This is a genomic window from Amycolatopsis sp. YIM 10 (genome assembly GCF_009429145.1).
Classification (GTDB): domain Bacteria; phylum Actinomycetota; class Actinomycetes; order Mycobacteriales; family Pseudonocardiaceae; genus Amycolatopsis.
This window is the reverse complement of record NZ_CP045480.1, coordinates 2,585,904-2,607,222: the sequence shown is the minus strand read 5'-3', so window position 1 is coordinate 2,607,222 and position 21,319 is coordinate 2,585,904. Positions and strand designations below refer to the sequence as shown.

Genomic DNA, 21,319 nt, shown 5'->3' with positions numbered 1-21,319 from the left:
CGGATCAGTCCTGCGGCTGCTTCGCGATCATGCCCGCGGCGTCGATCTTCTGCGTGATGATGCCGAACTCGAGCATCAGGTCGGGCACCCGCTGGAGCCGCGCCGGGTCCAGTTTGGACTCGAACTTGGTCAGCGAGGCCAGCGCCGCGGTGTCGGCGTCGATCTTGGCGAACTCGACCATCAGCGGCTCGACGATCTTGCGGTCGGCCTCGGCCTCCTTGGTGGCCTTGGCCATCGCCCGCTGGAAGGCCTCCACGGTCTTCGGGTTCTCGTTGACGAACTTCGCGGTGGCGCCGTAGGCCGAGATCGGGAAGTCCTGCGTCGGGCCGGACGAGGCGTCGACCACCGGCACGGTGCCCACGCTCTTGCTGGCCTGGGTGATGAACGGCTCGACCAGGAAGCCGGCGTCCACGTCACCGCGCGCGATCGCGCCCGAGATCTCCGGGAACGGCAGGGTCACCCAGGTGACCTTGCTGAAGTCGACGTTGTTGGCCTTCATCACGGACTTGGTCAGGGTGTCGGACACACCCTTCTCACCGTTGATCGCGATCTTCTTGCCCGCCAGGTCCTGCACGTTCTTCACCGGCGAGGTCGGCACGGTGAGGATCATCATCGTGTTCGGCTTGCCGGAGGAGGCCTCGGCGACGAACTTGATGTCCGCGCTGCCGGTGGCGTTGGCCATCACGAACGGGATGTCACCGCCGTAGCTGATGTCGACGTCGCCGGCGATCAGCTTGGTCAAACCGGCCTGGCCACTGGGCGAGTTGACCGTCTCGACCTCGAGGCCCGCCTCCTTGAAGTACCCCTTCTTGTTCGCGAGGTGGAAGGGCGTGACGTCGATCAGCGGCATCACCGACACCTTGATCTTCGCCTTCTCCACCTGCGCGTTGCCCTCGGCGGCGGTGCCGCCTTCGTCGCCACCCAGCAGCCCGCAGCCGCTGGTCGAGGCGAGCAGGACGAGGCTGCTGAGCAGCACGCCCACCCGGGTGCGGCGCGCGGGACGCCGGAAACTGTTGCCGGTACGTAGCAAGGCCAACTCCTGGTGTGAAGAGTAGGTGCGCCTGGGGTGCGACCAGGCGATAGCGCGCGACAACCGAAGCCCGCCCCGAGACCGCGGTGCGTCCGCACGGGACACTGTAAGAGATCACCCGAGGTCGTCACAATCGGTGCCGACATCGCCACCTGCCTGCGGGCTGGCTCACCTGACCAGGCGACAGGTTTCCCGCGAAGGGGACACTCAGACGAGTCGGTCGGACACGGCATGCCATAGTTGTCCGAGCCGAGGATGCCCCCGGAAGGGTTACATCTTCGCAGCGTATTCGCTACCTTCTGCATCGCGGTGCAGGCAGCTAGTGCAGGCAACTCAAGGTCAATACAGGTCACGCCGACCCGGACACATGTGAGGAGCGAGCGACCGGATGGCCGTGCGGACGGAAGTCCACCCGGAGCCTTTCCCCAGGGCGCCGCGAAACACGGGGCGGCGTGTGCTGCACAGAACTGCACCGGAAGTCATTCGTTACAAATCCGTAAATGTCCGTTCGAGCTGGACTCCGCAATGCGAGCTGCTGGCTCAAGTACAAGGGATGTGCTCGTAGTGCGGGTCCAAGACCCCGGGGCCACAGACGGCCAGGGAAACATTGGTGGCGGGTCGGCGCCGGACCAGCGGGCGCCGTTGCCCGATCCGGTCGAGCCGACCACGGCGGACGCCCTCGACACCACACCGGTCGAGCGGGGCAAGGTCTCCCGGTGGTCGCTGCGCAACTGGCGGCTGCGGAGCAAGCTGGCCGCGGTGATGATCGTGCCGACGGTCACCGCGCTCGCCCTCGGTGGCCTGCTGGCCGCGCAGGAACTGGAGCGTGCCAACGAGTTCCAGCAGACCGTGGACCAGCTCGACCTGGCCGCGAAGAGCGCCACCGTGCTCCACGAGGTGCAGAACGAGCGGACGCTGGCAGTGGCGAAGATCGCTTCGGACCGCGCGCCGGACGAGGGCGCGCTGGACGCGCAGATCATCAAGACCGACCGCGCCATCGCCGACATGAAGTCCTTCGCCGGCACGCTGGAGTCGGACGTGGTCGCCGAGGGCAGCCAGATGGCCCGCACGCTCGACCGGATCGACGCGCTCGGCCCGCTGCGGATCGCGGTGCGGAACACCTCGTACGCCGACCTGTCCGCGCTGTCGGCCTACACCTCCCTGCTCGACCAGCTGATCCAGGGCGGTCGTGAGGTCAACACCGGCATCACCGACCGCGACCTGCTCCGCCGCGGCACCACCGCGCAGGCGCTGAGCGAGGCCAAGGAATACGTCTCGCGCGAGAACGCCGCACTGCAGATCGCCGGCCGCCGCGACGGCTTCCCCGCCGAGCTGCTCAGCCAGACCCGAGCCTTCCAGGCCAGTGCGCGCGCGGCGCTGGACACCTTCCGCTCCACCGCCGACCCCGAGCAGGTGCAGCTCTACAACGACAGCGTCAGCGGCGCCGAGGTCGACGACCGCGAGCGGATCAAGGCCTCCGCCTTCGTTTTCGCCGACGCGCGGAGCAGGCCGGCCATCGACGTCAACGCGCTGACCAACGACGGCAACTTCGTGGTCGACCGGATGAACAAGGTGGAGAGCCAGCTGCTGGCCGACCTCCGCAGCGCGGCCGACGGACTGGCCTCGGACGCGCTGGTCGCCTTCTGGCAGTTCGCCGCGATCGTGCTGCTCGCCCTGCTCTTCGCCATCGCGCTGATGCTGATCATCGCCCGCTCGCTGCTGCACCCGCTGCGCACGCTGCGGACGAACGCGCTGGACGTGGCCTACGCGAAGCTGCCGACCACGGTCCAGGGCATCCTGGACAACCCGAACCCGCTGGAGGCGGCCAAGCGCGCGGTCGAGCCGGTGCCGGTGCTCACCCGCGAGGAGATCGGTGAAGTCGCCCGGTCCTTCGACGCGGTGCACGCGCAGGCGGTCAAGCTGGCGGCCGAGCAGGCGCTGCTGCGCGAGAACGTCAACGGCATGTTCGTCAACCTCTCGCGGCGGTCGCAGCGGCTGGTGGAACGCCAGCTGGGCGTGATCGACCGGCTCGAGGCCGACGAGCAGGACCCGGACCACCTCGCCAGCCTGTTCGAGCTGGACCACCTCGCCACCCGGCTCCGCCGCAACGGTGAAAGCCTGCTGGTGCTCTCCGGTGCCGGGCTGACCAAGTCGGTGTCGCGCCCGGTGCCCGCGGTCGAGGTGATCGGCGCCGCGGTCTCGGAGATCGAGCAGTACGCCCGCGTCGAGGTCGGCCAGGTGCCCGAGGTCTCCGTGCAGGGCCGTGCCATCCAGGACCTGGTGCACCTGCTGGCCGAGCTGCTGGACAACGCCACCTACTTCTCCGAGCCGGAGACCAAGGTGACCATGCGCGCCGCGGTGACCCGCAAGCGCTCGCTGGCCATCCAGATCACCGACAAGGGCGTCGGAATGTCCGAAGAGGACATCGAGGAGGCCAACAAGCGCCTCGCCGACCCGCCCGCCTTCGACGTCTCGGTGACCAGGCGAATGGGCCTGTACGTGGTCGCGCGGCTGGCCAAGCGCCACGGCATCGAGGTCCGCCTGCGGGACAACGAGGAGATCGACAACGGCATCATCGCGCGGATCGTGGTGCCCGCCGAGCTGCTGGTGGCCACCCCCGCCGCGCAGTCGCTGAGCGGACCGCCCTCACAGCGTTTTCCGGCCCAGCCAGCGATCCCGGCGCAGGCCCCGATGACGCCGCCGACGCAGTCTTCGCTGCCGCCGATCACCCCGGTCTACCAGCAGCAGAAGCCCGAACCACCGACCGAGACCTGGAAGCCGGCCCCGCCGCCGCCCGCCCCGGCCGAGACCTCGATGACGTCCAACGGGCTCACCCCGCTGGCGCAGCCGATCTCGCTGGACGACCTGGTCGCCGGTTCGCCGAACGCGGCGTTCACCAGCCGCCCCACGGACGCGCCGCTGACCAGCTCGTACCCGGTCAGCCAGCAGCTGCCGGTGCGGCAGGTGCCCGCCCCGCCACCACCACCGACGCCATCGGCCCCCGAGCCGGCGGCGCAGGAGGACTTCGGCTTCCCGACCGAGGAGCCGGACCAGCCGGGCACCGACTACAGCGACTACGAGGCACTGGCCAAGCAGCCCGCCGACGACGACCCGGACGCGCCGACCCGCCGCCTGCCGATCTACCAGTCGGTGATGTCGCGCTGGTTCAGCGAGGTCGAGGACGAGCTGGACGAGCGGCCGCAGTCCTCCGCCCCGGCGTCCTCCGAGCTGGCCGGACCGGCCCGTGAAGCGGACCGCTCGCGGGCGCCGGAGCCGTCCCGTGAGCCGGGGCGCGCGGCCGAGCCGCCGCGTGCCCCGGAGCCCGAGCCGCAGGCGGAGCCGGAGCCGGAGCCGGTCCAGGAAGCCCCGGCGGTGCCGGAGCAGTCGAAGACCACGTCAGAGCCCGAGTACACCGAGGGCCCGCCGCCCAAGCCGCGGCCGGTGGTGGCCTCGACCTGGCAGAGCGCTTCGGACCAGGGCTGGCAGGCGGCGCAGGCGCTGCTGGAGACGCGGAACGAAGAGGTCACCGAAGCCGGGCTGCCCAAGCGCGTGCCGAACGCGTACCTGGTGCCCGGTTCGGTGAACGCGCCGGAGCAGGACGCCTTCCGCGACACCTCCGTCGGCCAGCCGAGCCCGAGCGCGATCTCCCGCTCGGCGGCCGCGGCCCGCAGCCGGATGGCCAGTTTCCAGCGCGGTTTCACCACCGGCAGGCACGCGCTCTCGGAAAGCTCGGCCGAGCCGGGCTCCTACCCGGGAGCGGGCAACAGCAGAACAGAGCAAGGCACTAGGGAGTGGCAGTGACAGGGGCGCAGCCGGAAGGCACGAGCCAGCCGAGCACGCTGGCGAACGGTGGGTTCGCCTGGTTGATCACGGATTTTGTGAAGCGGGTGCCCGGTGCCGCGCACGCGGTGGTGGTCTCCGCGGACGGGCTGATGCTGGCGCACTCCCGCGGCCTGCCGAAGGACAAGGCCGATCAACTGGCGGCGGTCGCGTCGGGGCTGACCAGCCTCGCGCGCGGCGCGGCGAAGATCTTCGAGGGTGGCACGGTCGCGCAGACCGTGGTGGAGATGGCAGGAGGGTTCATGTTCCTGATGTCGGTCTCCGACGGCTCCTGCCTGGCCGTGCTGGGCGCGCCGGACAGCGACATCGGGCTGGTGGTCTACGAGATGACCCTGCTGGTGGACCGGGTCGGCAAGCAGCTGACCCCGGCCCAGCGCGCCCAGTTGCGTGGCGCGAACGGCCCCCAACCGGTCGTTTCCCTGTAGAACCCGGAACGAGGAGAAACCGCGGTGAACGCACCACGCCCGTCCACCGGGCCGACCTCATCGGCGAAGATCGTGGTCGCCGGTGGGTTCGGTTCGGGCAAGACCACCCTGGTGGGGGCGATCTCGGAGATCGACCCGCTGACCACCGAGGCGTCGATGACCGAGGCAGGCGCCGGGGTGGACGACATCTCGGCCACGCCGAACAAGACCACCACCACGGTGGCCATGGACTTCGGCCGGATCACCCTGGACTCGGACATCGTGCTGTACGTGTTCGGCACGCCGGGCCAGCACCGGTTCTGGTTCATGTGGGACGACCTGGCGCTCGGGGCGATCGGCGCGGTCGTGCTGATCGACACCCGCCGCCTCGCCGACGCCTTCCCGTCGATCGACTTCTTCGAGAACCGGAAGCTGCCGTACGTGGTCGCCATCAACTGCTTCGACCGCCTGCTGCACCACCAGATCGAGGACGTCCGGCACGCGCTGACCATCTCGCCGAACGTGCCGATCATGGCCTGCGACGCACGGGACCGGGAGTCGGCGAAGCAGGTGCTGATCTCGGTCGTGCAGCACGCCATCCAACACGATTCGGCCCGCCGCGCGGGTTAGCAGTACCCCCGGCCACGCGGGTTAGCATCACCCCATGAGCAACCCCGATCCCCACGACTTCCTCGATCTGGACGCCGAGCTGAGCGGTGAGGAGCGGGACATCCGCGACGCCGTGCGCGGGTTCGCGGCCGAGCAGCTCGCGCCCAACGTCGCGGACTGGTACGAGACGGGCGCGCTGCCCGCCGCCGAGCTGGCGAAGGGCTTCGGGCAGCTGGGCCTGCTCGGCATGCACCTGGAAGGCTACGGCTGCGCGGGCACCAGCGCGATGGCGTACGGCATCGCCTGCCGTGAGCTGGAGGCGGTGGATTCGGGGCTGCGCAGCTTCGTCTCGGTGCAGGGCTCGCTGGCGATGTACGCGATCCACCGCTGGGGCTCGCCCGAGCAGAAGGCCGAGTGGCTGCCGCGCATGGCCACCGGTGAGGCGCTCGGCTGCTTCGGGCTGACCGAGCCGGACGCGGGCAGCGACCCGGGCAGCATGCGCACGCGCGCGGTGCGCGACGGCTCGGACTGGGTGCTGAACGGCACCAAGATGTGGATCACCAACGGCACCGTGGCCGCGGTCGCGGTGGTGTGGGCGCAGACCGACGACGGCATCCGCGGTTTTGTGGTGCCGACCTCCACGCCCGGCTTCACCGCGAACGAGGTCAAGCACAAGCTCTCGCTGCGGGCCTCGCTCACCGCGGAACTGGCGCTCGACGGCGTCCGCCTTCCCGAGTCGGCCGCCTTCCCCGAGGTGCGCGGGCTTCGCGGGCCGCTGAGCTGCCTGAACGAAGCGCGCTACGGCATCCTGTTCGGGGTGGTCGGCGCGGCGCGCGCCTGCTACGAGTCGGCGCTGGAGTACACCCTCTCGCGCACCCAGTTCGGCAAGCCGCTGGCCGGTTTCCAGCTGACCCAGCGCAAGCTGGCCGACCTGCTGGTGGAGGTGAACCGGGCCGGGCTGATCGCGATGCGGATCGGCAGGCTCAAGGACGCCGGTTCGCTGCACCACCACCACGTCAGCTTCGGCAAGCTGTCGAACGTGCGGTCGGCGCTGGACGTGGCCCGCACCGCCCGCTCCATGCTCGGCGCGAACGGCATCTCGCTGGAGTACCCGGTGATGCGGCACATGGCGAACCTGGAAACCGTGCTCACCTACGAGGGCACCGAGGAGATGCACGCGCTGAGCCTCGGCCAGTCGGTCACCGGTTTGCCTGCCTTCCGCTGACGGACAAGGCGGACAAAGCGGGAGGGTTCACCCGCTGAGGAGCGACGAACCCCACTTCGCCGACCTGCGAAGTCCCCGAAACCGGGGGCAAAATGGAGGTATGCGCACAAGAAGCCTGGTCGCGGCGGCGATCGCCGCCGCGGGCGCCGCCGGACTCGGGTTGGCCGGGCTCGCCGCCCGCGGCCTCACCGAGGCCATCGGCGGGCAGCCCGATCCCGAACAGCTGCGGCGCTCCCCGCAGTTCCGCGACGGCCGGTTCCGCAACGAGGCACCCCGTCGTGTGGTCGAGCAGGGCACGTACCGGAAGATCCTGCACGACATGCTCTTCGGCAACGAGCCGCGCCACCCCGGCGGCCCGGTGCCGGTGGTCGCCACGCCCGCCGCCGCCGATTCCGACGGGCTGCATCTGACCTGGTACGGCCACGCCTCCACACTGGTCGAGATCGACGGCGCCCGGGTGCTGCTCGACCCCGTCTGGAGCGACCGCTGCTCGCCGTCCCCGCTGATCGGCCCGAAGCGCATGCACGCGCCGCCGATCGCGCTCGAGGACCTGCCGCGGCTCGACGCCGTGGTGATCTCGCACGACCACTACGACCACCTCGACCTGCCGACGATCCGCACGCTGGTCGAGCTGCAGGACGCGCCGTTCGTGGTGCCGCTCGGCGTCGGCGCGCACCTGCGCCGCTGGCGGGTGCCCGAGGAGCGGATCGTCGAGCTGGACTGGCACGCCGAGTTCATCACCGGTGACCTGCGCCTGGTCGCCACGCCGGCGCAGCACTTCTCCGGCCGGTGGCTGGCCAACGACGGCACGCTGTGGGCGTCGTGGTCGATCATCGGCCCGCGCCACCGGGTCTTCTACACCGGGGACACCGGCTACTTCCCCGGTTTCACGAAGATCGGCGAGCAGTACGGCCCGTTCGACGCGACCCTGGTGCAGATCGGCGCCTACGCCCCGAGCTGGCCGGACATCCACATGACCCCGGAGGAGGGCGTGGCCACCCATCTCGACGTGCGCGGCGGCCTGCTGGTGCCGGTGCACTGGGCCACGTTCAACCTGGCCATGCACGCCTGGACCGACCCCGCCGACCGGGTCTGGCGCGAGGCGAAGGCCAAGGACGTCGACCTGGCGGTACCGCGGCCGGGAGAACGCGTGGACGTCTCGGCACCACCACCGGTCGACGGCTGGTGGCAGACGCTCTAGGCACCGGACTGTCAAACACTGGCTGGTCACGCCCTGCGCGAAACCTGCTGCGCCGGGTTGACCGGCCGTGTTCTGCTTGGGCGCATGCGAGTCGTTCATGTGCACGGGGCCTGTACGGGTGCGGCCGACTGGTGGTGGCACCGCATGGTGGAACCGTTGCGCGAACTGGGGTTCGGCACCGAAGCGGTGAGCCTGCCCAGCTGCCGCACCAAAACCGCCACGCTGCACGACGATGCCGACGCGGTGCGCGCGGTGCTCGCCGCCAGCGCCGAGCCGACCATCCTCAGTGGACACTCGTACGGCGGCATGGTGATCACCGACGCGGCCACCGGCTTCGAGCCCACTGTCGAGCGCCTGGTCTACCTGGCCGCGGTGGTCCCGGAGGCGGGCCGCTCCCTGGCCGAGATGGTGCCGGAGCCGTCACCGTGGCTGGACGCCCGCGAAGACGGCACCGTCGCGGTCAAGCCAGGACTGGACCTGCGCGGCATCTTTCTCCAGGACTGCCCCGAAGACCTCGCCACCGAAGCCGCCACCAAGCTCACGCCGCAGTCCGCCGCGGCCTTCGCGCGGGCACCACGCGGGCTGGCGTGGCAGACCATTCCGTCGACCTACGTCGTGCTCACGCGCGACCGGGCCACCCCGCCCGCGCGTCAGCGCGCGTGGGCGAGGCACACCACCGAAATCGTCGAATTCGACAGCGGGCACCACCCTTTCCTGTCCCGCCCCGCCGAGCTCGCCCGGCTCATAACCCGGCGAGCAGATCCTTCTCCGTGATGCCAGGGCCCTGCCCCTCGCGGATGAACCACTCGGTGCCGAACTGGAACCGGAACGCCTCCTCCGACTGCGCGAGGAACCACGAGTCCTCGGCGATCTGGCTGGCGTGCGCCCGCATCGCCTGCCGCTTGTGCTCCAGGTACGCGGTGACGTCGACCTTCGCGGTCAGCTCCGCCTCCGGCTTGCCGATGGTGCCGAGGAACTCCAGATCCGCGCCGAACTCCGACATGTCGGCGCCCTCGGCCATCGCGGCTTCGACCCCGCGGCGGATCTCGTCGCGGTTCTGCGTGGCCTGGTAGACGCGCTCCGTGCCGGCCAGCTCGGCGGCACGCACGCCGACCCGGTGCACCTGGATGTGATCGGGGTGGCCGTAGCCGCCGTTGTCGTCGTAGATGGTGAGCACGTCGGCGTTCTCCTCGCGGAGGATCGCCGCCAGCTTTTCGGCCGCTTCCTCGACCGACGCGGTCCAGAACGAGCCTTCGGCGTCGTTCTCCGGCTCGCCCATCATCCCGGAATCGGTGTAGCCGAGGAACTCCACCCGTTGCGCACCGAGAATCCCGGCCGCGGCATGGGTTTCCGCGATGCGCCGCTCCCGCAGCGTCTCGCCCTCGGTGAGGAAACCCTCCTCCACCTCGCCGTGCTCGCCCTGGGTGGCGACCACGAGCACCACCCGGTGCCCCTCTTCGTAAGCCTTGCGCATCACGCCGCCGACGGTGATGCACTCGTCGTCGGGATGGGCGTGGAAGGTAACCAAAGTCGCCATGCGATCGAACTTACCCGAGCACACCGACAGAATCGGGGCGCGTTCAGCCGGGCTGCCGGGCCAGCGCCTGCGCGCGGCGCTCGACGAACCGCGTGGCCTGCTTGTCCAGGCCGGTCAGGAACTCGTGCAGTTCCTCGCGCGCCCGCTCCCCTTCCGCACCGAGTCCCTCCAGCTCGAAGACCCGCCAGTGCCGCAGCAGCGGCCAGATCACCTCGTCGTGGTGGATGCGCAGGTCGTAGATCCCGGCCTTGGCGATCTGCGCGGCCTTGCGCACGAAGCCGGGAATGATGCTGCCCGGCATCTGGAAACCGACCACCTCGTCGGTGATCGCGCGGACCATCGCGTCCGGCGAGACCTCCAGCGCGGCGGTGACCAGGTTCCGGTAGAAGATCATGTGCAGGTTCTCGTCCATCGCGACCCTGGCCAGCAGCTTGTCCGCGATCGGGTCCTGCGTGTACCGGCCGGTGTTGCGGTGCGAAAGGCGGGTCGCCAGCTCCTGGAACGACACGTAGGCGAACACCCGCAGCAGCGGCTTGTCCTCGCTGTCGTACCCGGCCTGCATGGTGGCCATCCGGGCGCGCTCCAGCTCGTCCGGGTCGACCGCCCTGGTCACCAGCAGGTAGTCGCGGAGGCAGATGCCGTGGCGGCCCTCCTCGGCGGTCCAGCGGTGCACCCAGGTGCCCCAGGCGCCCTCCCGGCCGAAGGCACGCTCGATCTCCCGGTGGTAGCTGGGCAGGTTGTCCTCGGTGAGCAGGTTGACCTCGAGCGCGGTGCGCGCGATCGCCGAGACCTGTGACTGGCCGGGCTCCCACGGTTCCCCGCCGAGTTCGGTGAAGTCGCGGCCCTGGCTCCACGGCACATACTCGTGCGGCATCCACTCCTTGGCCACTTCGAGATGCCGGTTCAGATTCGCTTCGGCGACGTGTTCGAGTTCGAGCAGCAGGCGGGTGCTCTCCGAAATGGGCATGGGGCAGGCCTTCCGGGGAAGAGGAAGTGAACCTACGCAACCGTAACCTACGGCACCGTAACCAGCAACCGGCGCGGTGACGCGGAACACCACGGGCCGACGCCTACACTGATCGGTACTGGCGCCGGGCATCGCGGCCCCATCCACGTTCGGAGAACACATGTCGGGCCGCCGCCCCCAGTCAGATTTCGCCGATTTCGGCCTGCCCGCACCCCTCATCGCCGCACTGGCCGAAGAGGGCGTGCTGACGCCGTTCCCGATCCAGTCGGCCACGCTGCCGCACTCGCTGGAGGGGCGTGACGTGCTCGGCCGCGGCCGCACCGGTTCCGGCAAGACCTACGCCTTCTGCCTGCCCGTGCTCGCGCGCCTCGCGGCCAAGCCGGTCCAACGGCGGCCGGGGCGCCCGCGCGCGCTGATCCTGGCGCCGACCCGCGAGCTGGTCACCCAGATCGAGGCGTCGCTGGCGCCGCTGGCCAAGGCGCTGTCGCTGCGCACGATGACGATCTTCGGCGGGGTCAGCCCGAATCCGCAGATCGCCGCGCTGAAGGCGGGCGTGGACATCGCGATCGCCTGTCCCGGCAGGCTCAACGACCACGTCGCCTCCGGGCACGCGCACCTCGACGCGATCGAGACCACCGTGCTCGACGAGGCCGACCACATGGCCGATCTCGGCTTCCTGCCCGCGGTCCGGCGCATTCTCGACGCCACCCCGAAGGACGGGCAGCGCCTGCTGTTCTCGGCCACGCTGGACGCCGGGGTCGACGTGATCGTCCGGCGCTACCTCAGCGATCCGGTCACGCACAGCGTGGATTCCGCGCAGTCGCCGGTGTCCACGATGACGCACCACGTGCTCCACGTGCACGAGGACGACCGGTTGCCGGTGCTGGTCGACCTGACCTCGGCGCCGGGGCGCACGCTGGTGTTCACCCGGACCAAGTACCGGGCCAAGGCGCTCACCCGCAAGCTGGTGGCCGCCGGGGTGCCCGCGGTCGAACTGCACGGCAACCTCGGGCAGAACGCGCGCACCCGCAACCTGGCCGCGTTCTCCGACGGCACGGCGAAGGCGCTGGTCGCCACCGACATCGCGGCGCGCGGCATCCACGTCGACGACGTGACGCTGGTGATCCACGCGGACCCGCCGGTGGAGCACAAGGCGTACCTGCACCGCTCCGGCCGGACCGCGCGGGCGGGCGCGTCGGGCACGGTGATCACGCTGATGACCGACGAGCAGGTGCCGGACGTCCGCGACCTCACCCGCAAGGCGGGGATCAAGCCGAAGACCACGCGCCTCGACGCCGGGCACCCGCTGCTCGCCGAACTCGCCCCGGGCGAACGTTCATACGTGAAACCGGCGGCGAAGGCCCCGAAGGCACCGCCCAAGGCACAAGCCAAAACCCGCCCGAACGCCCAGACCCGCTCGGGTGCGGGAGCCCGTTCGGGCACCGCGGCCCGCTCCGGCGCGGGATCGCAGGCACGCTCCGGCGGGACGGCACGAGCCGGCGCGGGATCGCAAGGGCGGTCCGGCGCAGCGGCACGAGCCGGCGCGGGATCGCAAGGGCGGTCCGGCGCGGGTGCGCGATCCGGTGCAGCGACCCAGGAACGGGCCGGAGCCGGGGCGCGATCCGGGGCGCAGGCACGATCCGGGGCTGAGTCGCGAGCCGGGGCCCAGTCGCGATCGGGCGCGCAGTCGCGGTCCGGGGCACCGGCGCGAAACGAGGCCGGTGGGCGGCCGCGAGCCGAAGCAGGTGGGCGGGCGCGAGCAGGCGGCAAGGCTCAGGCCCCATCGCAGGCCAAGGGGCAGCGTGAAGGCCAAGGGCAGGCCCAGCCGAAGAACGGGCACCAGCGGCCCCGCCAGTCCGGGGCGGCGAACTCGGGAGCGGCGAAGTTCTCCGCGGGCAGCCGGGCCGGGCGGCGCGGGCGCTGAGACCGTCGGTCCGGCGTGGAAGAATCCGGATATGCGAGACCGTGATCCGGAAGGACGGGCGCGCAACGCGAGGCCGCGGGACGGCCTCGGCCGCCCGCTGCCCTATGGCTCACCCGGCGTGGAGCGCCAGCCCGAGGGCGTGGAGCGCACACCCGCCGAGACGCTGACCGAGGCACAGCGGCTGCTCGACGCCGGCATGCCCTTCCACGCGCACGAAGTGTTCGAGGACGCCTGGAAAACCGGCGTCGAGGCGGACGAGGGGCTCTGGCGCGGCATGGCCCAGCTCGCCGTCGGGCTGACGCACGCCGCCCGTGGCAACGCCGTCGGTGGCGCCTCGCTGCTGCGCCGCGGTGCCGCGAACGTCGAGCCGTATCGCGCGGACGCGCCGTACGGCATCGATATCGCGGGGCTCCTTCAGTGGGCCGCCAGCCTGGCCGAGGAACTGGAGACGCGGCCGGCGAAGATCGAGCCGGACCGAGCGGCACCCCGGCTGGTGGCGCGGCCGGCCTGAGCCGCGAGTTCGGTACGCACCCTGGTCAGGTCGCGGTCCTCACCGGGACCGCTGCCGGTGTAGGACGGCCGGGCCTGGCGGCGGTGGTTGCGTTCGATGGCGTAGGCGGACAGGGCCAGCAGCAGGATCAGCACGACATAACTCATGGCTTGAATTGTTCGCTCGGTCAATTGCTGCCAACAGTGGCAGATCTGACCTTGTGCGGCAATATCCTGCCAATTACGCTGCCCGCATGCTGAAGACGGTGGCCGCGCTGGTGATCGACGGTGTCGCGCCGTTCGAGCTGGGTGTGCTGTGCGAGGTTTTTGGTGTCGACCGGACCGACGGCGGGGTACCGCCGATCGAGTTCCGGGTCTGCGGGGAACGCGCCGGGGAGCCGGTGCGGACCAGCATGGGCATGTCCCTCACGCCGGACCACGGGCTGGCCGGGCTCGACGGTGCCGACCTGGTGGCGCTGCCCGCATACGACATCCGCGACGAGTACCCGGAGGCGGCACTGGCCGCGGTGCGGGCGGCCAGCGCGCGCGGGGCGACCGTGCTGACGGTGTGCAGCGGCGTGTTCTTCCTCGGCGCGACGGGCCTGCTCGACGGACGGCGGTGCACCACGCACTGGCGGCACGCCCGCGCGTTCGCCGAGCGCTTCCCGCGGACGGAGCTGGACCCGGACGTGCTGTTCGTCGACGACGGGGACCTGATCACCAGCGCCGGGACCGCGTCCGGCATCGACGCCTGCCTGCACCTGGTGCGACGGGAGCTGGGCACGGAGATCGCCACCCGCATCGCACGGCGCATGGTGGTCGCGCCGCAGCGGGAGGGCGGGCAGCGGCAGTTCGTGGAAACACCGATCCCGGAGTGCACCGGCAACAGCCTGCAGCCGCTTCTGGCCTGGTTGCTGGAAAACCTGACCACCGAGCACACCGTCGCCAGCCTGGCGCGGCAGGCGAAGATGTCCGAGCGGACCTTCGCCCGCCGCTTCGCCGCCGAAACCGGCACCACGCCGAACCGGTGGCTCTCCACGCAACGCGTCCTGCACGCCCGGCGGCTGCTGGAGGAAACCACGCTCGGGGTGGACGAGATCGCCGCGGAAACCGGTTTCGGCACGGCCGCCCTGCTGCGCCACCACTTCCACCGCGTGGTGGGCGTCTCCCCCAAGGACTACCGGCGGAGCTTCGCCACGAGCTAGCGGTTACCGGGCCGGGTCAGGCCGTCTTTTGCGGCGTTCCGGCTGAGGACGACCTCGTCCGTGCGAGCCAGGGCTTCCTTCTGCCGTGGCGTGGAAGCCGCGGTGGCGTCCTGGAGGCGGATCGGCGGGCCCAGCTCGACCAGGGTCGGGACGTATTCGGCCTGGTCCACCTTCCAGCCCGAAGCGTCCTTGGTGAAGTGGAATCGCGCCGCCACGCCCTCTTCCGTGGTGCCCCGCGGTTCCGAGTGCTTCGCGATGTGGTTGCCCAGTCCGTAGGCCACCCACTTCGAGCCGATCTTCTCGAACGGCTGCACCACGTGCGCGTGGTGCCCGATGATCAGGTCGATCGAGTCGTCCTCGAGCAGCTTCTTCGCGAGCGAGGTCTGTTCCTTCGTCGGCTCCGAGCGGTATTCGGTGCCCCAGTGCAGGCTCGCGATCACCACTTCCGCCCCGGCTTCACGCGTTTTGCGGGCCGCCGCGACCACGTCGGCCGCGTCGAGCGTGTTCGACATCCACGGTTTGCCCTCGGGCAGTTCGATGCCGTTGAAGCCGAAGGTGAACGAGACGTGCCCGACCTTCGTGCCCGCCGCGTCCAGCACGAGCGGGGTGCCTGCCTCCTTCGACGAGCGGGCCGAGCCGGTGTGCTTCAACTCGGCCGCGTCCAGTCCGTCGAGCGTGCGCTTCACCCCGTCCTCGCCCTGGTCCAGCGTGTGGTTCGAGGCGGTCGAGCAGGCGTCGTACCCGGTGTCCTTGAGCGCGCCGGCGATCTCCGGCGGCGCGTTGAACGACGGATACCCGCTGTACGGCCCGCCGGGGTCGGCCAGCGGCACTTCCAGGTGGCACAACCCGAGGTCCGCACCGGAGACCACCGGCTTGACCCCGTCGAACTGCGGGCGGAAGTCGATCTTGCCGCCACCGTCGGCCTCGGCCTGCTCGGTCAGCGCCGGGTGCACCAGCACGTCACCGGTGGCCACCACGGAGAAGCCGGGCACCGAAGCAGCCGGTGCGGGCGCGGGCGGGGCGGGTGCCTCCGCGGCGGGCGGGCTCTCCGGCGGTGAACTGCAGCCGGTGACCAGCAGCGCACCGAGGAGGGCAGCGGAAATGAGCCGTCGCTCCATCGAGTGTGCTCCCCATCCAGACGACCACGGACGGGGTCACCCTCCCATACCGTGCAATTGGCCCACCATGCTGGCGTACATCCGCGCCGGGCTCACCGCCGGTGACAGGTAGCCGGGCAGCATCGGCGGGTCCGCGGTGAACGGCCGCAACCGCTCGAAGAACTCCGCCGCGTTCGCCGGCCGGTCCTCCGGCGACTTCGCCAGCACCTGGCCGAGCAGCGCGCCCAGCGCCCCCGGCAATCGCGGCGGCCGTTCCCTGACCTGCTTCTCGAACACCGCGAACGCGGTCGGCCCGGTGAACAACTGGTTCCCGGTCAGCATCTCGTGCAGCACGCACCCCAGCGCGTACAGATCGCTGCGTGGTTCGGCGACCCCGCGCTGGATCTGCTCCGGCGCCATGTACGCGGGCGTGCCGAGGATCTGCCCGGCCTTGGTGAACTGCGCGACGTCGGCCTCGCGCAACATGGCCAGCCCGAAGTCGAGCACCTTGACGCTGCCGTCGGGGCAGAGCATCAGGTTCGTCGGCTTCAGGTCGCGGTGGCAGATCGACAGTTCGTGCGCCGCCGCGAGCACCGCGCCCGCCTGCGCCGCGATCGCCGCCGCCCACGGCACCGGCAGCGGGCCGTGCTCGCCGACCAGGTCGGCCACCGTCACCCCGTCGATGAACTGCATGACCTGGAACAACCGCTGGTCGAACATGCCGAAGTCGTAGAGCACCGGCACGCCGGGATGCTCCAGCCGGGCGAGGATCCTGGCCTCGCGGACGAACCGGCGTTCCAGCTCGTCGTCCGGCCCACCGGGCAGGCGCAGGAACTTCACCGCCACCCGCCGCCCGAGGTGCTTGTCGTGCCCGGCGTGCACCGCGCCCATCCCGCCCTGGCCCAGCGGCAGGTCGTCCAGCTCATACCGATCGGCGATGAGCATGACCCTCCCTAGGAACCCGGCTGCAGGTGACCGTCCGCCAGCCCGTCGAAGCCTAGCCGCACCAGCCGTTCCCCCAGCGCGGCCGCCTCCGCCAGCTCCGCCTCGAACTCGGCGAGCCGCCGGAAGGCCAGTCCGCAGGCCCGCTGCTCGGCCAGCGGGAGCCGGGGCACGCGCACCCGGCGCAGGTCCAGCCTGGTCGAGTTCGAGGTCATCCGGTGCATCGCCGACCGCAGCAGCCCGGCGAGGAAGTCGGGGTCGATGCGCTCGGGATCGACCAGGTATTCGGTGCCCGCCGGGGATTTCACCGGCACGCCTTCGCCGGATTTGCGCACCAGCCCGGCTTTGATCAGTTCGCCGATGGTCGTCAACGGCCAGGACCGGTCGTGGTCGAGCACCTCGAGTTCCGGTGGCACCAGTGCCCGCGCGCGGAATCCGGCCAGCGCGGTCACGAAGCTCTCCCCGCCCTCGGAACCGCGATGCCGCGCCGGGCTGAGGTCCACGTCGTCGTCGAGCAGGTCGATCACCTTGGTCGACCAGGAATCCGGGTCCGCCCAAGCGGTTTCCACCGCCGAGAAGTCCTCTGTGGACTCCATCAGCAGGACGCGGTCGCCACCGGTCCCGGCTTCCGGGCGGCGCAGCAGCCACAGGTCGCGGGTACCGTCCGGCATGGTCACCACCGCGCGCAACGCCCCGGCGCGCAACAGGTTCCCGCGGATCCGGCGCCCCGACCGGCGACCGGCGACGGCTGGCGGCAGCAGGATGGCGACGGTGCCGCCGGGCCGCGCGTGCGACAGGCAGTGCTGCACCCAGGCGAGTTCCGGTTCACCGCGTGGCGGCACGCCGAACTCCCAGCGCGTGTCACCGGCCAGTTCCTCGTGCCCCCACGCCCGTTCGTTGAGCGGCGGGTCGCACAGCACCGCGTCGGCGAGTTCACCGGGGAAAGCGTCCTGCCGCAGCGAATCACCGGCGCTCACCCGCGCGTCGATCCCGGCGAGGCGCAGGCGCGTGCCCGCCATCGCGGCGGCCGTTTCGTCGAGGTCCTGGCCGATCGCGCGGGACGCGTCGGCCGCGAGCAGCAGCGCGCCGGTGCCGCAGGCGGGGTCGAGCACGGTGTCCACGGGACCGGCCAGCCGCGCCATCAGCTCGGCGATCGGGCCGGGGGTCACCGGCAGCCGCCGGACGTGCACCTCCTGGTAGCGCTCGTAGAGGAACTCGAACACCTCGCGGGCGCCGAGTTCGGCCACCGCGCCGCCGAGCTGCTCGTCCGCGCGGAAACCACCGTTCTCCAGCGCCGCCCCGGTGTCCGCGACCAGCTCGCCGAGGCCGAGGTCGTCGGCCGCCGCGCGCAGCCGTTGCCAGACCCGCTCCGCGCGCGAAACCTCGAACCGCTTACCGTTGCGGCGCAACCAGTCTTCGACCTCCGCCAGCGAGAACAGCGGGCTGGACGCGGTACCGCCGACCGGACGCGGGAAGTCGTCGTAACGGCGGCGCCAGTTGCTCACCGCCGCCCGGCCGACGTCGACCAGCCGCGCGATGTCGCCGGCGGTCACGGTCGCTTCCTGGGTCATAACGGACATGCTAATCCACGAGCCAATGACTTGTGTATTGAGTTCACAACATGCTCTACTGGTGGCATGACACACGAACTCCGTGCGGTGGTCGGCACGGATCCAGGGCTCAACCGCAAGGGCAACGAAGACGCCGCCTTCGCGGGTTCCCGGGTGCTCGTGCTCGCCGACGGCATGGGCGGGCACACCAGTGGCGAAGTGGCCAGCGCACTCGCCGTCGACGCACTGCGCGAGCTGGACGACGAACCGCACGAGGACCTGACCGGCGCACTGGCCAAGGCGGTCGCCGAGGCGGGCAGGCTGCTCAACGAGCACGCGCCGGCCGGAGCGGGCACCACGGTCACCGCGATGCTGTGGAACGGCCCGCGCTTCGGGCTGGCGCACATCGGCGACTCGCGGGGTTACCTGTTGCGGGAAAGCATCCTGTACCAGATGACCCGCGACCACACGCTCGTGCAGACCCTGGTCGACGAAGGGCGGATCACGCCGGAAGAGGCCGAGGTCCACCCGCGGCGGTCGATGCTGGTGCGCGCTCTGCAGAGCGGCACCACGCACGAACCCGATCTGTCCGAGCACGAGGCGGAACCGGGTGACCGGTACCTGCTCTGCTCCGACGGGCTGACCGACGTGGTCCGCGACGAAGCCATCCGCGAGGTCCTCGACGAGGTCGCCGACCCGGAAGCCGCGGTGCGGCAACTGATCGCGCTGGCCAACGCGGGCGGCGGGCCGGACAACATCACCTGCGTGCTCGCCGACTACCGCTAGGACTTCGTTCGTGGACGCCGGAACGACCTATCCGTGTCCGTGCTGCGGGCACCTGGTCTTCGGGAAACCACCGGGCTCCTACGAGATCTGCGACGTGTGCTTCTGGGAGGACGACGCGATCCAGGTGCGGTGGCCCGGCTGGAGCGGCGGCGCGAACAGCCCTTCGCTGATCGACGCGCAGCGCGCCTACGCCGAACTCGGCGCGATGGAGTTCCGCTTCACCGGTCTCGTGCGCGCGGCCACCGCGGCCGAACCGGTCGACGGCGGGTGGCGTCCCGTCGACCTCGCCTCCGACAATTTCGAGCCACGGGGCGTCAGTGAGGCGCCATGGCCGGCTGACCTCGCGACGCTCTACTGGTGGCGGCCGGACTACTGGCGCCGAAGCTGACGCCCGGTCACCGCCGGGTGTCGAGGAAGTCCCGCACGGAGGCGGCGATGGCCTGCTCGTCGAGCCCGTGCGCCACGTCGTGGTCGGCCATGCCGCCGTAGATCCGCACTTCGCGGTCGCGGCGCACACCCAGCGACCGCAGGCGGTGCGGCCGGTCGGCGAGCGCTTCGGCGACCTGGTGCGCCGAAGTACCGGCCAGGTACGGCTCGACGAGCACCACGTCCGCGGCCGACGCGTCCACCGCCGCGCGCAGTCCCGCCGCGTCGAACGGGCGGACCGTCGCGGTGTAGAGCACGGTCACGTCCAGCGCCGCGGTCGCCGCGAGCACCCGGTCCAGCATCGGCCCGACGGCCAGCACCACTCCGGCCGAACCCCGGCGCAGCACCTGGAAACCCGCGCCGATGAACGGTTCCGCGTTGGCCGCTTCGGACAGTCGCAAGTAGACACTGCTGTCACCGGGCAGCGACTCGCAGAGCAGCCTGCGTGCTTCTTCGGCGTGCCCGGGCACGTGCACGGTCCAGCCGGGCAGCGAATCCATCAGCGCCACGTCACCCGGCGAATGGTGCGTGCGCCCGGCGTAGGACATGTCGTACGACGCGCCGGAGGACACCAGGACCGCGCCGACGCCCTGGTGCCCGAGGTCCAGTTTCACCTGCTCGAACGCACGCTCCACCAGGAACGAGGCGAAGGTGTGCACCACCGGCCGCAGCCCGGACAGCGCCAGCCCGCCCGCGACACCGACCAGCAGCTGCTCGCGGATGCCGACGTTGATCACCCGGTCCGGGTGGCGGCGCATGGCCGGGCGCACCCGGTCCACCGAGATGTCGGCGAGCACCAGCGCCAGCCGGGGATCCACCGCCATCGCTTCGTCCATTGTGGACGTGAACGCGTCACGCATGCTCAACATCGGCTCAGCCCTTCGCTTCCACTTCGGCGACCACGACCAGCGGGCGCCCCGGATGCGGGGCGGTGAAGGCGTCGTAGAGCGCTTCGTGGTCACGGCCGTCGACCGTTCTGGCCGCCCAGCCCTCCACTTCGAAGCGCCGCCCGATGCCACCGGGCCAGCCGCGACTGGCGGACCGGTTGTCCACCACCACCGCGGTCAGCCGCTCCATGCCCTCCCGCCCGGCCAGCGCGATCGCCTCGTGGTTGGACCCCTCGTCCAGTTCCGCGTCGCCGAGCAGCACCACCACCCGCGAGTCGATCCGCTGGGCGCGCAGCCCGTAGACCTCACCGACGGCGAGGCCGAGGCCGTGCCCGAGCGAACCGCTGGAGATCTCCACCCCCGGCACGCGCATCCGGTCCGGGTGCATGCCCAGCCGCGACTCCACCCCCGCCCAGCCGGGCAGATCGGCCTCGCGCAGGAAGCCCTTGGCGGCCAGCACCGCGTAGTAGGCCATCGGACCGTGCCCCTTCGACAGCAGGAAGCGGTCGCGGTGCGGGTCGCCGGTGCGCCGCGGGGAAATGTCCAGAACCCGGTCGTATAGCACCCACAGAACGTCTACAGTGGACGTCGCCGCCGCGGAGTGCTTCTCGTCGCCGGTCATCAGGCCGATCAGCCGGGGCAGTTCGCGGTAGCCGGTGGCGGTAGTGGTCATGTTCACGAAGGTGCAACCTCGACCTAAGTCGAAGTCAAGGCTATGGTGACCAGGTGACCAAACTCGCCGACCACCTCAGCATCGGGCAGGTCTCCGAGCGCAGCGGGGTACCGCACACCGCCCTGCGCTTCTACGAGGACAAGGGCTTGATCCACTCCGAGCGTTCGGCCGGGAACCAGCGCCGGTACGCCCGCTCGGTGCTGCGCCGGATCGCCTTCATCCGGGCCGCGCAGCGGGTCGGGCTGAGCCTGGAGCAGATCAGCGAGGCACTGTCCACGCTGCCGAAGGACCACGCGCCGACCAAGGCGGACTGGACCCGGCTCTCGCGCAACTGGCAGGCCGAGATCGACGCGCGGATCGACGCGCTGCAGCGCCTGCGCGACAGGCTGACCGGCTGCGTCGGCTGCGGTTGCCTGTCCCTGCGGGTCTGCGGGCTCTACAACCACGACGACCAGATGGCCCGCTTCGGCCCCGGCGCCCGGCTGCTGAAACCCGCCGCCGAAGGCGGAGTCTGAATCCGTCGCCCG

Annotated in this window: 21 protein-coding genes; 12 read left to right on the top strand and 9 right to left on the bottom strand. The window is 70.9% G+C overall.

Annotation, left to right across the window (positions count from 1 at the left end; all coding sequences use genetic code 11):
- Nucleotides 1-4 precede the first annotated feature (4 nt).
- On the bottom strand, nucleotides 5-1,030 hold the full coding sequence (locus tag YIM_RS12650; protein ID WP_153030540.1) for an ABC transporter substrate-binding protein: 1,026 nt from the start codon (nucleotides 1,028-1,030) through the stop codon (nucleotides 5-7).
- 642 nt (nucleotides 1,031-1,672) lie between these two features.
- Between YIM_RS12650 and YIM_RS12645 the strand changes: the two genes are divergently transcribed.
- The 6 genes from YIM_RS12645 to YIM_RS12620 all read left to right on the top strand — a co-directional run bounded on the left by YIM_RS12645 (nucleotide 1,673) and on the right by YIM_RS12620 (nucleotide 9,083).
- Nucleotides 1,673-4,831, top strand: a complete 3,159-nt coding sequence (locus tag YIM_RS12645; protein WP_228004695.1) for a nitrate- and nitrite sensing domain-containing protein — start codon at nucleotides 1,673-1,675, stop codon at nucleotides 4,829-4,831.
- On the top strand, nucleotides 4,828-5,295 hold the full coding sequence (locus tag YIM_RS12640; protein ID WP_153030538.1) for a roadblock/LC7 domain-containing protein: 468 nt from the start codon (nucleotides 4,828-4,830) through the stop codon (nucleotides 5,293-5,295). The genes YIM_RS12645 and YIM_RS12640 overlap by 4 nt, the downstream gene beginning before the upstream one ends.
- 24 nt (nucleotides 5,296-5,319) lie before the next feature.
- Nucleotides 5,320-5,904: an ATP/GTP-binding protein gene (locus YIM_RS12635; protein ID WP_153030537.1), complete on the top strand. Its 585-nt coding sequence runs from the start codon at nucleotides 5,320-5,322 to the stop codon at nucleotides 5,902-5,904.
- 34 nt (nucleotides 5,905-5,938) lie between these two features.
- On the top strand, nucleotides 5,939-7,108 hold the full coding sequence (locus YIM_RS12630) for an acyl-CoA dehydrogenase family protein (RefSeq protein WP_153030536.1): 1,170 nt from the start codon (nucleotides 5,939-5,941) through the stop codon (nucleotides 7,106-7,108).
- 100 nt (nucleotides 7,109-7,208) lie between these two features.
- Nucleotides 7,209-8,309, top strand: a complete 1,101-nt coding sequence (locus YIM_RS12625) for an MBL fold metallo-hydrolase (protein WP_153030535.1) — start codon at nucleotides 7,209-7,211, stop codon at nucleotides 8,307-8,309.
- Between the two features lie 84 nt (nucleotides 8,310-8,393).
- Nucleotides 8,394-9,083 (top strand): alpha/beta fold hydrolase, encoded by a 690-nt coding sequence (locus YIM_RS12620; RefSeq protein WP_153030534.1) that lies wholly within the window; start codon nucleotides 8,394-8,396, stop codon nucleotides 9,081-9,083.
- On the opposite strand, the gene YIM_RS12615 is transcribed toward YIM_RS12620, so the two are convergent.
- Both YIM_RS12615 and YIM_RS12610 read right to left on the bottom strand, forming a co-directional pair.
- Complete coding sequence (locus YIM_RS12615) at nucleotides 9,052-9,846, bottom strand: PIG-L family deacetylase (RefSeq protein ID WP_153030533.1); 795 nt, start codon at nucleotides 9,844-9,846, stop codon at nucleotides 9,052-9,054. The two genes, YIM_RS12620 and YIM_RS12615, sit on opposite strands and share 32 nt — an antisense overlap.
- A gap of 43 nt (nucleotides 9,847-9,889) precedes the next feature.
- Complete coding sequence (locus YIM_RS12610) at nucleotides 9,890-10,813, bottom strand: acyl-ACP desaturase (RefSeq protein WP_153030532.1); 924 nt, start codon at nucleotides 10,811-10,813, stop codon at nucleotides 9,890-9,892.
- 160 nt (nucleotides 10,814-10,973) lie between these two features.
- On the opposite strand from YIM_RS12610, the gene YIM_RS12605 reads away from it, so the two are divergent.
- Nucleotides 10,974-12,737 carry a DEAD/DEAH box helicase gene (locus tag YIM_RS12605; protein ID WP_153030531.1) on the top strand — a complete coding sequence of 588 codons (1,764 nt, stop codon included), beginning with the start codon at nucleotides 10,974-10,976 and terminating at the stop codon, nucleotides 12,735-12,737.
- Between the two features lie 31 nt (nucleotides 12,738-12,768).
- Nucleotides 12,769-13,248 (top strand): DUF309 domain-containing protein, encoded by a 480-nt coding sequence (locus tag YIM_RS12600; protein WP_153030530.1) that lies wholly within the window; start codon nucleotides 12,769-12,771, stop codon nucleotides 13,246-13,248.
- Here YIM_RS12600 and YIM_RS12595 read toward each other — a convergent pair.
- Nucleotides 13,152-13,394 (bottom strand): hypothetical protein, encoded by a 243-nt coding sequence (locus tag YIM_RS12595; protein ID WP_153030529.1) that lies wholly within the window; start codon nucleotides 13,392-13,394, stop codon nucleotides 13,152-13,154. The two genes, YIM_RS12600 and YIM_RS12595, sit on opposite strands and share 97 nt — an antisense overlap.
- A gap of 86 nt (nucleotides 13,395-13,480) precedes the next feature.
- Here YIM_RS12595 and YIM_RS12590 point away from each other — a divergent pair, with 86 nt between their 5' ends.
- Nucleotides 13,481-14,431 carry a GlxA family transcriptional regulator gene (locus tag YIM_RS12590; RefSeq protein ID WP_153030528.1) on the top strand — a complete coding sequence of 317 codons (951 nt, stop codon included), beginning with the start codon at nucleotides 13,481-13,483 and terminating at the stop codon, nucleotides 14,429-14,431.
- Here the strand turns inward: YIM_RS12590 and YIM_RS12585 are convergent.
- Genes YIM_RS12585 through YIM_RS12575 form a run of 3 tightly spaced genes read right to left on the bottom strand, consistent with a single transcriptional unit; the run spans nucleotide 14,428 to nucleotide 18,041 of the window.
- Nucleotides 14,428-15,549, bottom strand: a complete 1,122-nt coding sequence (locus tag YIM_RS12585; protein ID WP_153030527.1) for a CapA family protein — start codon at nucleotides 15,547-15,549, stop codon at nucleotides 14,428-14,430. The genes YIM_RS12590 and YIM_RS12585 overlap by 4 nt on opposite strands.
- Before the next feature lie 36 nt (nucleotides 15,550-15,585).
- Nucleotides 15,586-16,473 (bottom strand): serine/threonine-protein kinase, encoded by an 888-nt coding sequence (locus YIM_RS12580; RefSeq protein WP_153030526.1) that lies wholly within the window; start codon nucleotides 16,471-16,473, stop codon nucleotides 15,586-15,588.
- An 8-nt stretch (nucleotides 16,474-16,481) separates the two neighbouring features.
- Nucleotides 16,482-18,041, bottom strand: a complete 1,560-nt coding sequence (locus YIM_RS12575; protein ID WP_153030525.1) for an N-6 DNA methylase — start codon at nucleotides 18,039-18,041, stop codon at nucleotides 16,482-16,484.
- Between the two features lie 66 nt (nucleotides 18,042-18,107).
- Between YIM_RS12575 and YIM_RS12570 the strand changes: the two genes are divergently transcribed.
- Nucleotides 18,108-18,806, top strand: a complete 699-nt coding sequence (locus tag YIM_RS12570) for a PP2C family serine/threonine-protein phosphatase (protein ID WP_153030524.1) — start codon at nucleotides 18,108-18,110, stop codon at nucleotides 18,804-18,806.
- A gap of 10 nt (nucleotides 18,807-18,816) precedes the next feature.
- A complete protein-coding gene (locus YIM_RS12565) occupies nucleotides 18,817-19,194 on the top strand; it encodes a CPCC family cysteine-rich protein (protein WP_153030523.1) in 378 nt (125 codons plus the stop codon).
- 7 nt (nucleotides 19,195-19,201) lie between these two features.
- Here YIM_RS12565 and YIM_RS12560 read toward each other — a convergent pair whose 3' ends face one another.
- Both YIM_RS12560 and YIM_RS12555 read right to left on the bottom strand, forming a co-directional pair.
- Entirely contained in the window at nucleotides 19,202-20,101 is a 900-nt protein-coding gene (locus YIM_RS12560; RefSeq protein WP_153030522.1) for a transketolase family protein, read from the bottom strand.
- A gap of 4 nt (nucleotides 20,102-20,105) precedes the next feature.
- The gene (locus tag YIM_RS12555) at nucleotides 20,106-20,792 is read right to left on the bottom strand and encodes a transketolase (RefSeq protein WP_153030521.1); all 687 of its coding nucleotides are present in this window, start codon (nucleotides 20,790-20,792) and stop codon (nucleotides 20,106-20,108) included.
- A gap of 53 nt (nucleotides 20,793-20,845) precedes the next feature.
- Between YIM_RS12555 and soxR the strand changes: the two genes are divergently transcribed.
- Entirely contained in the window at nucleotides 20,846-21,307 is a 462-nt protein-coding gene (gene soxR / locus YIM_RS12550; RefSeq protein WP_113693324.1) for a redox-sensitive transcriptional activator SoxR, read from the top strand.
- Nucleotides 21,308-21,319: the final 12 nt, after the last annotated feature.

Excerpts from the sequence above, each read along its gene's own strand:
- YIM_RS12630 (WP_153030536.1), top strand. The coding sequence starts at position 5,939 with ATGAGCAACCCCGATCCCCACGACTTCCTCGATCTGGACGCCGAGCTG.
- YIM_RS12625 (WP_153030535.1), top strand. The coding sequence starts at position 7,209 with ATGCGCACAAGAAGCCTGGTCGCGGCGGCGATCGCCGCCGCGGGCGCC.
- YIM_RS12620 (WP_153030534.1), top strand. The coding sequence starts at position 8,394 with ATGCGAGTCGTTCATGTGCACGGGGCCTGTACGGGTGCGGCCGACTGG.
- YIM_RS12615 (WP_153030533.1), bottom strand. The coding sequence starts at position 9,846 with ATGGCGACTTTGGTTACCTTCCACGCCCATCCCGACGACGAGTGCATC.
- YIM_RS12610 (WP_153030532.1), bottom strand. The coding sequence starts at position 10,813 with ATGCCCATTTCGGAGAGCACCCGCCTGCTGCTCGAACTCGAACACGTC.
- YIM_RS12605 (WP_153030531.1), top strand. The coding sequence starts at position 10,974 with ATGTCGGGCCGCCGCCCCCAGTCAGATTTCGCCGATTTCGGCCTGCCC.
- YIM_RS12600 (WP_153030530.1), top strand. The coding sequence starts at position 12,769 with ATGCGAGACCGTGATCCGGAAGGACGGGCGCGCAACGCGAGGCCGCGG.
- YIM_RS12595 (WP_153030529.1), bottom strand. The coding sequence starts at position 13,394 with ATGAGTTATGTCGTGCTGATCCTGCTGCTGGCCCTGTCCGCCTACGCC.
- YIM_RS12590 (WP_153030528.1), top strand. The coding sequence starts at position 13,481 with ATGCTGAAGACGGTGGCCGCGCTGGTGATCGACGGTGTCGCGCCGTTC.
- YIM_RS12585 (WP_153030527.1), bottom strand. The coding sequence starts at position 15,549 with ATGGAGCGACGGCTCATTTCCGCTGCCCTCCTCGGTGCGCTGCTGGTC.
- YIM_RS12580 (WP_153030526.1), bottom strand. The coding sequence starts at position 16,473 with ATGCTCATCGCCGATCGGTATGAGCTGGACGACCTGCCGCTGGGCCAG.
- YIM_RS12575 (WP_153030525.1), bottom strand. The coding sequence starts at position 18,041 with ATGACCCAGGAAGCGACCGTGACCGCCGGCGACATCGCGCGGCTGGTC.
- YIM_RS12570 (WP_153030524.1), top strand. The coding sequence starts at position 18,108 with ATGACACACGAACTCCGTGCGGTGGTCGGCACGGATCCAGGGCTCAAC.
- YIM_RS12560 (WP_153030522.1), bottom strand. The coding sequence starts at position 20,101 with ATGTTGAGCATGCGTGACGCGTTCACGTCCACAATGGACGAAGCGATG.
- YIM_RS12555 (WP_153030521.1), bottom strand. The coding sequence starts at position 20,792 with ATGACCACTACCGCCACCGGCTACCGCGAACTGCCCCGGCTGATCGGC.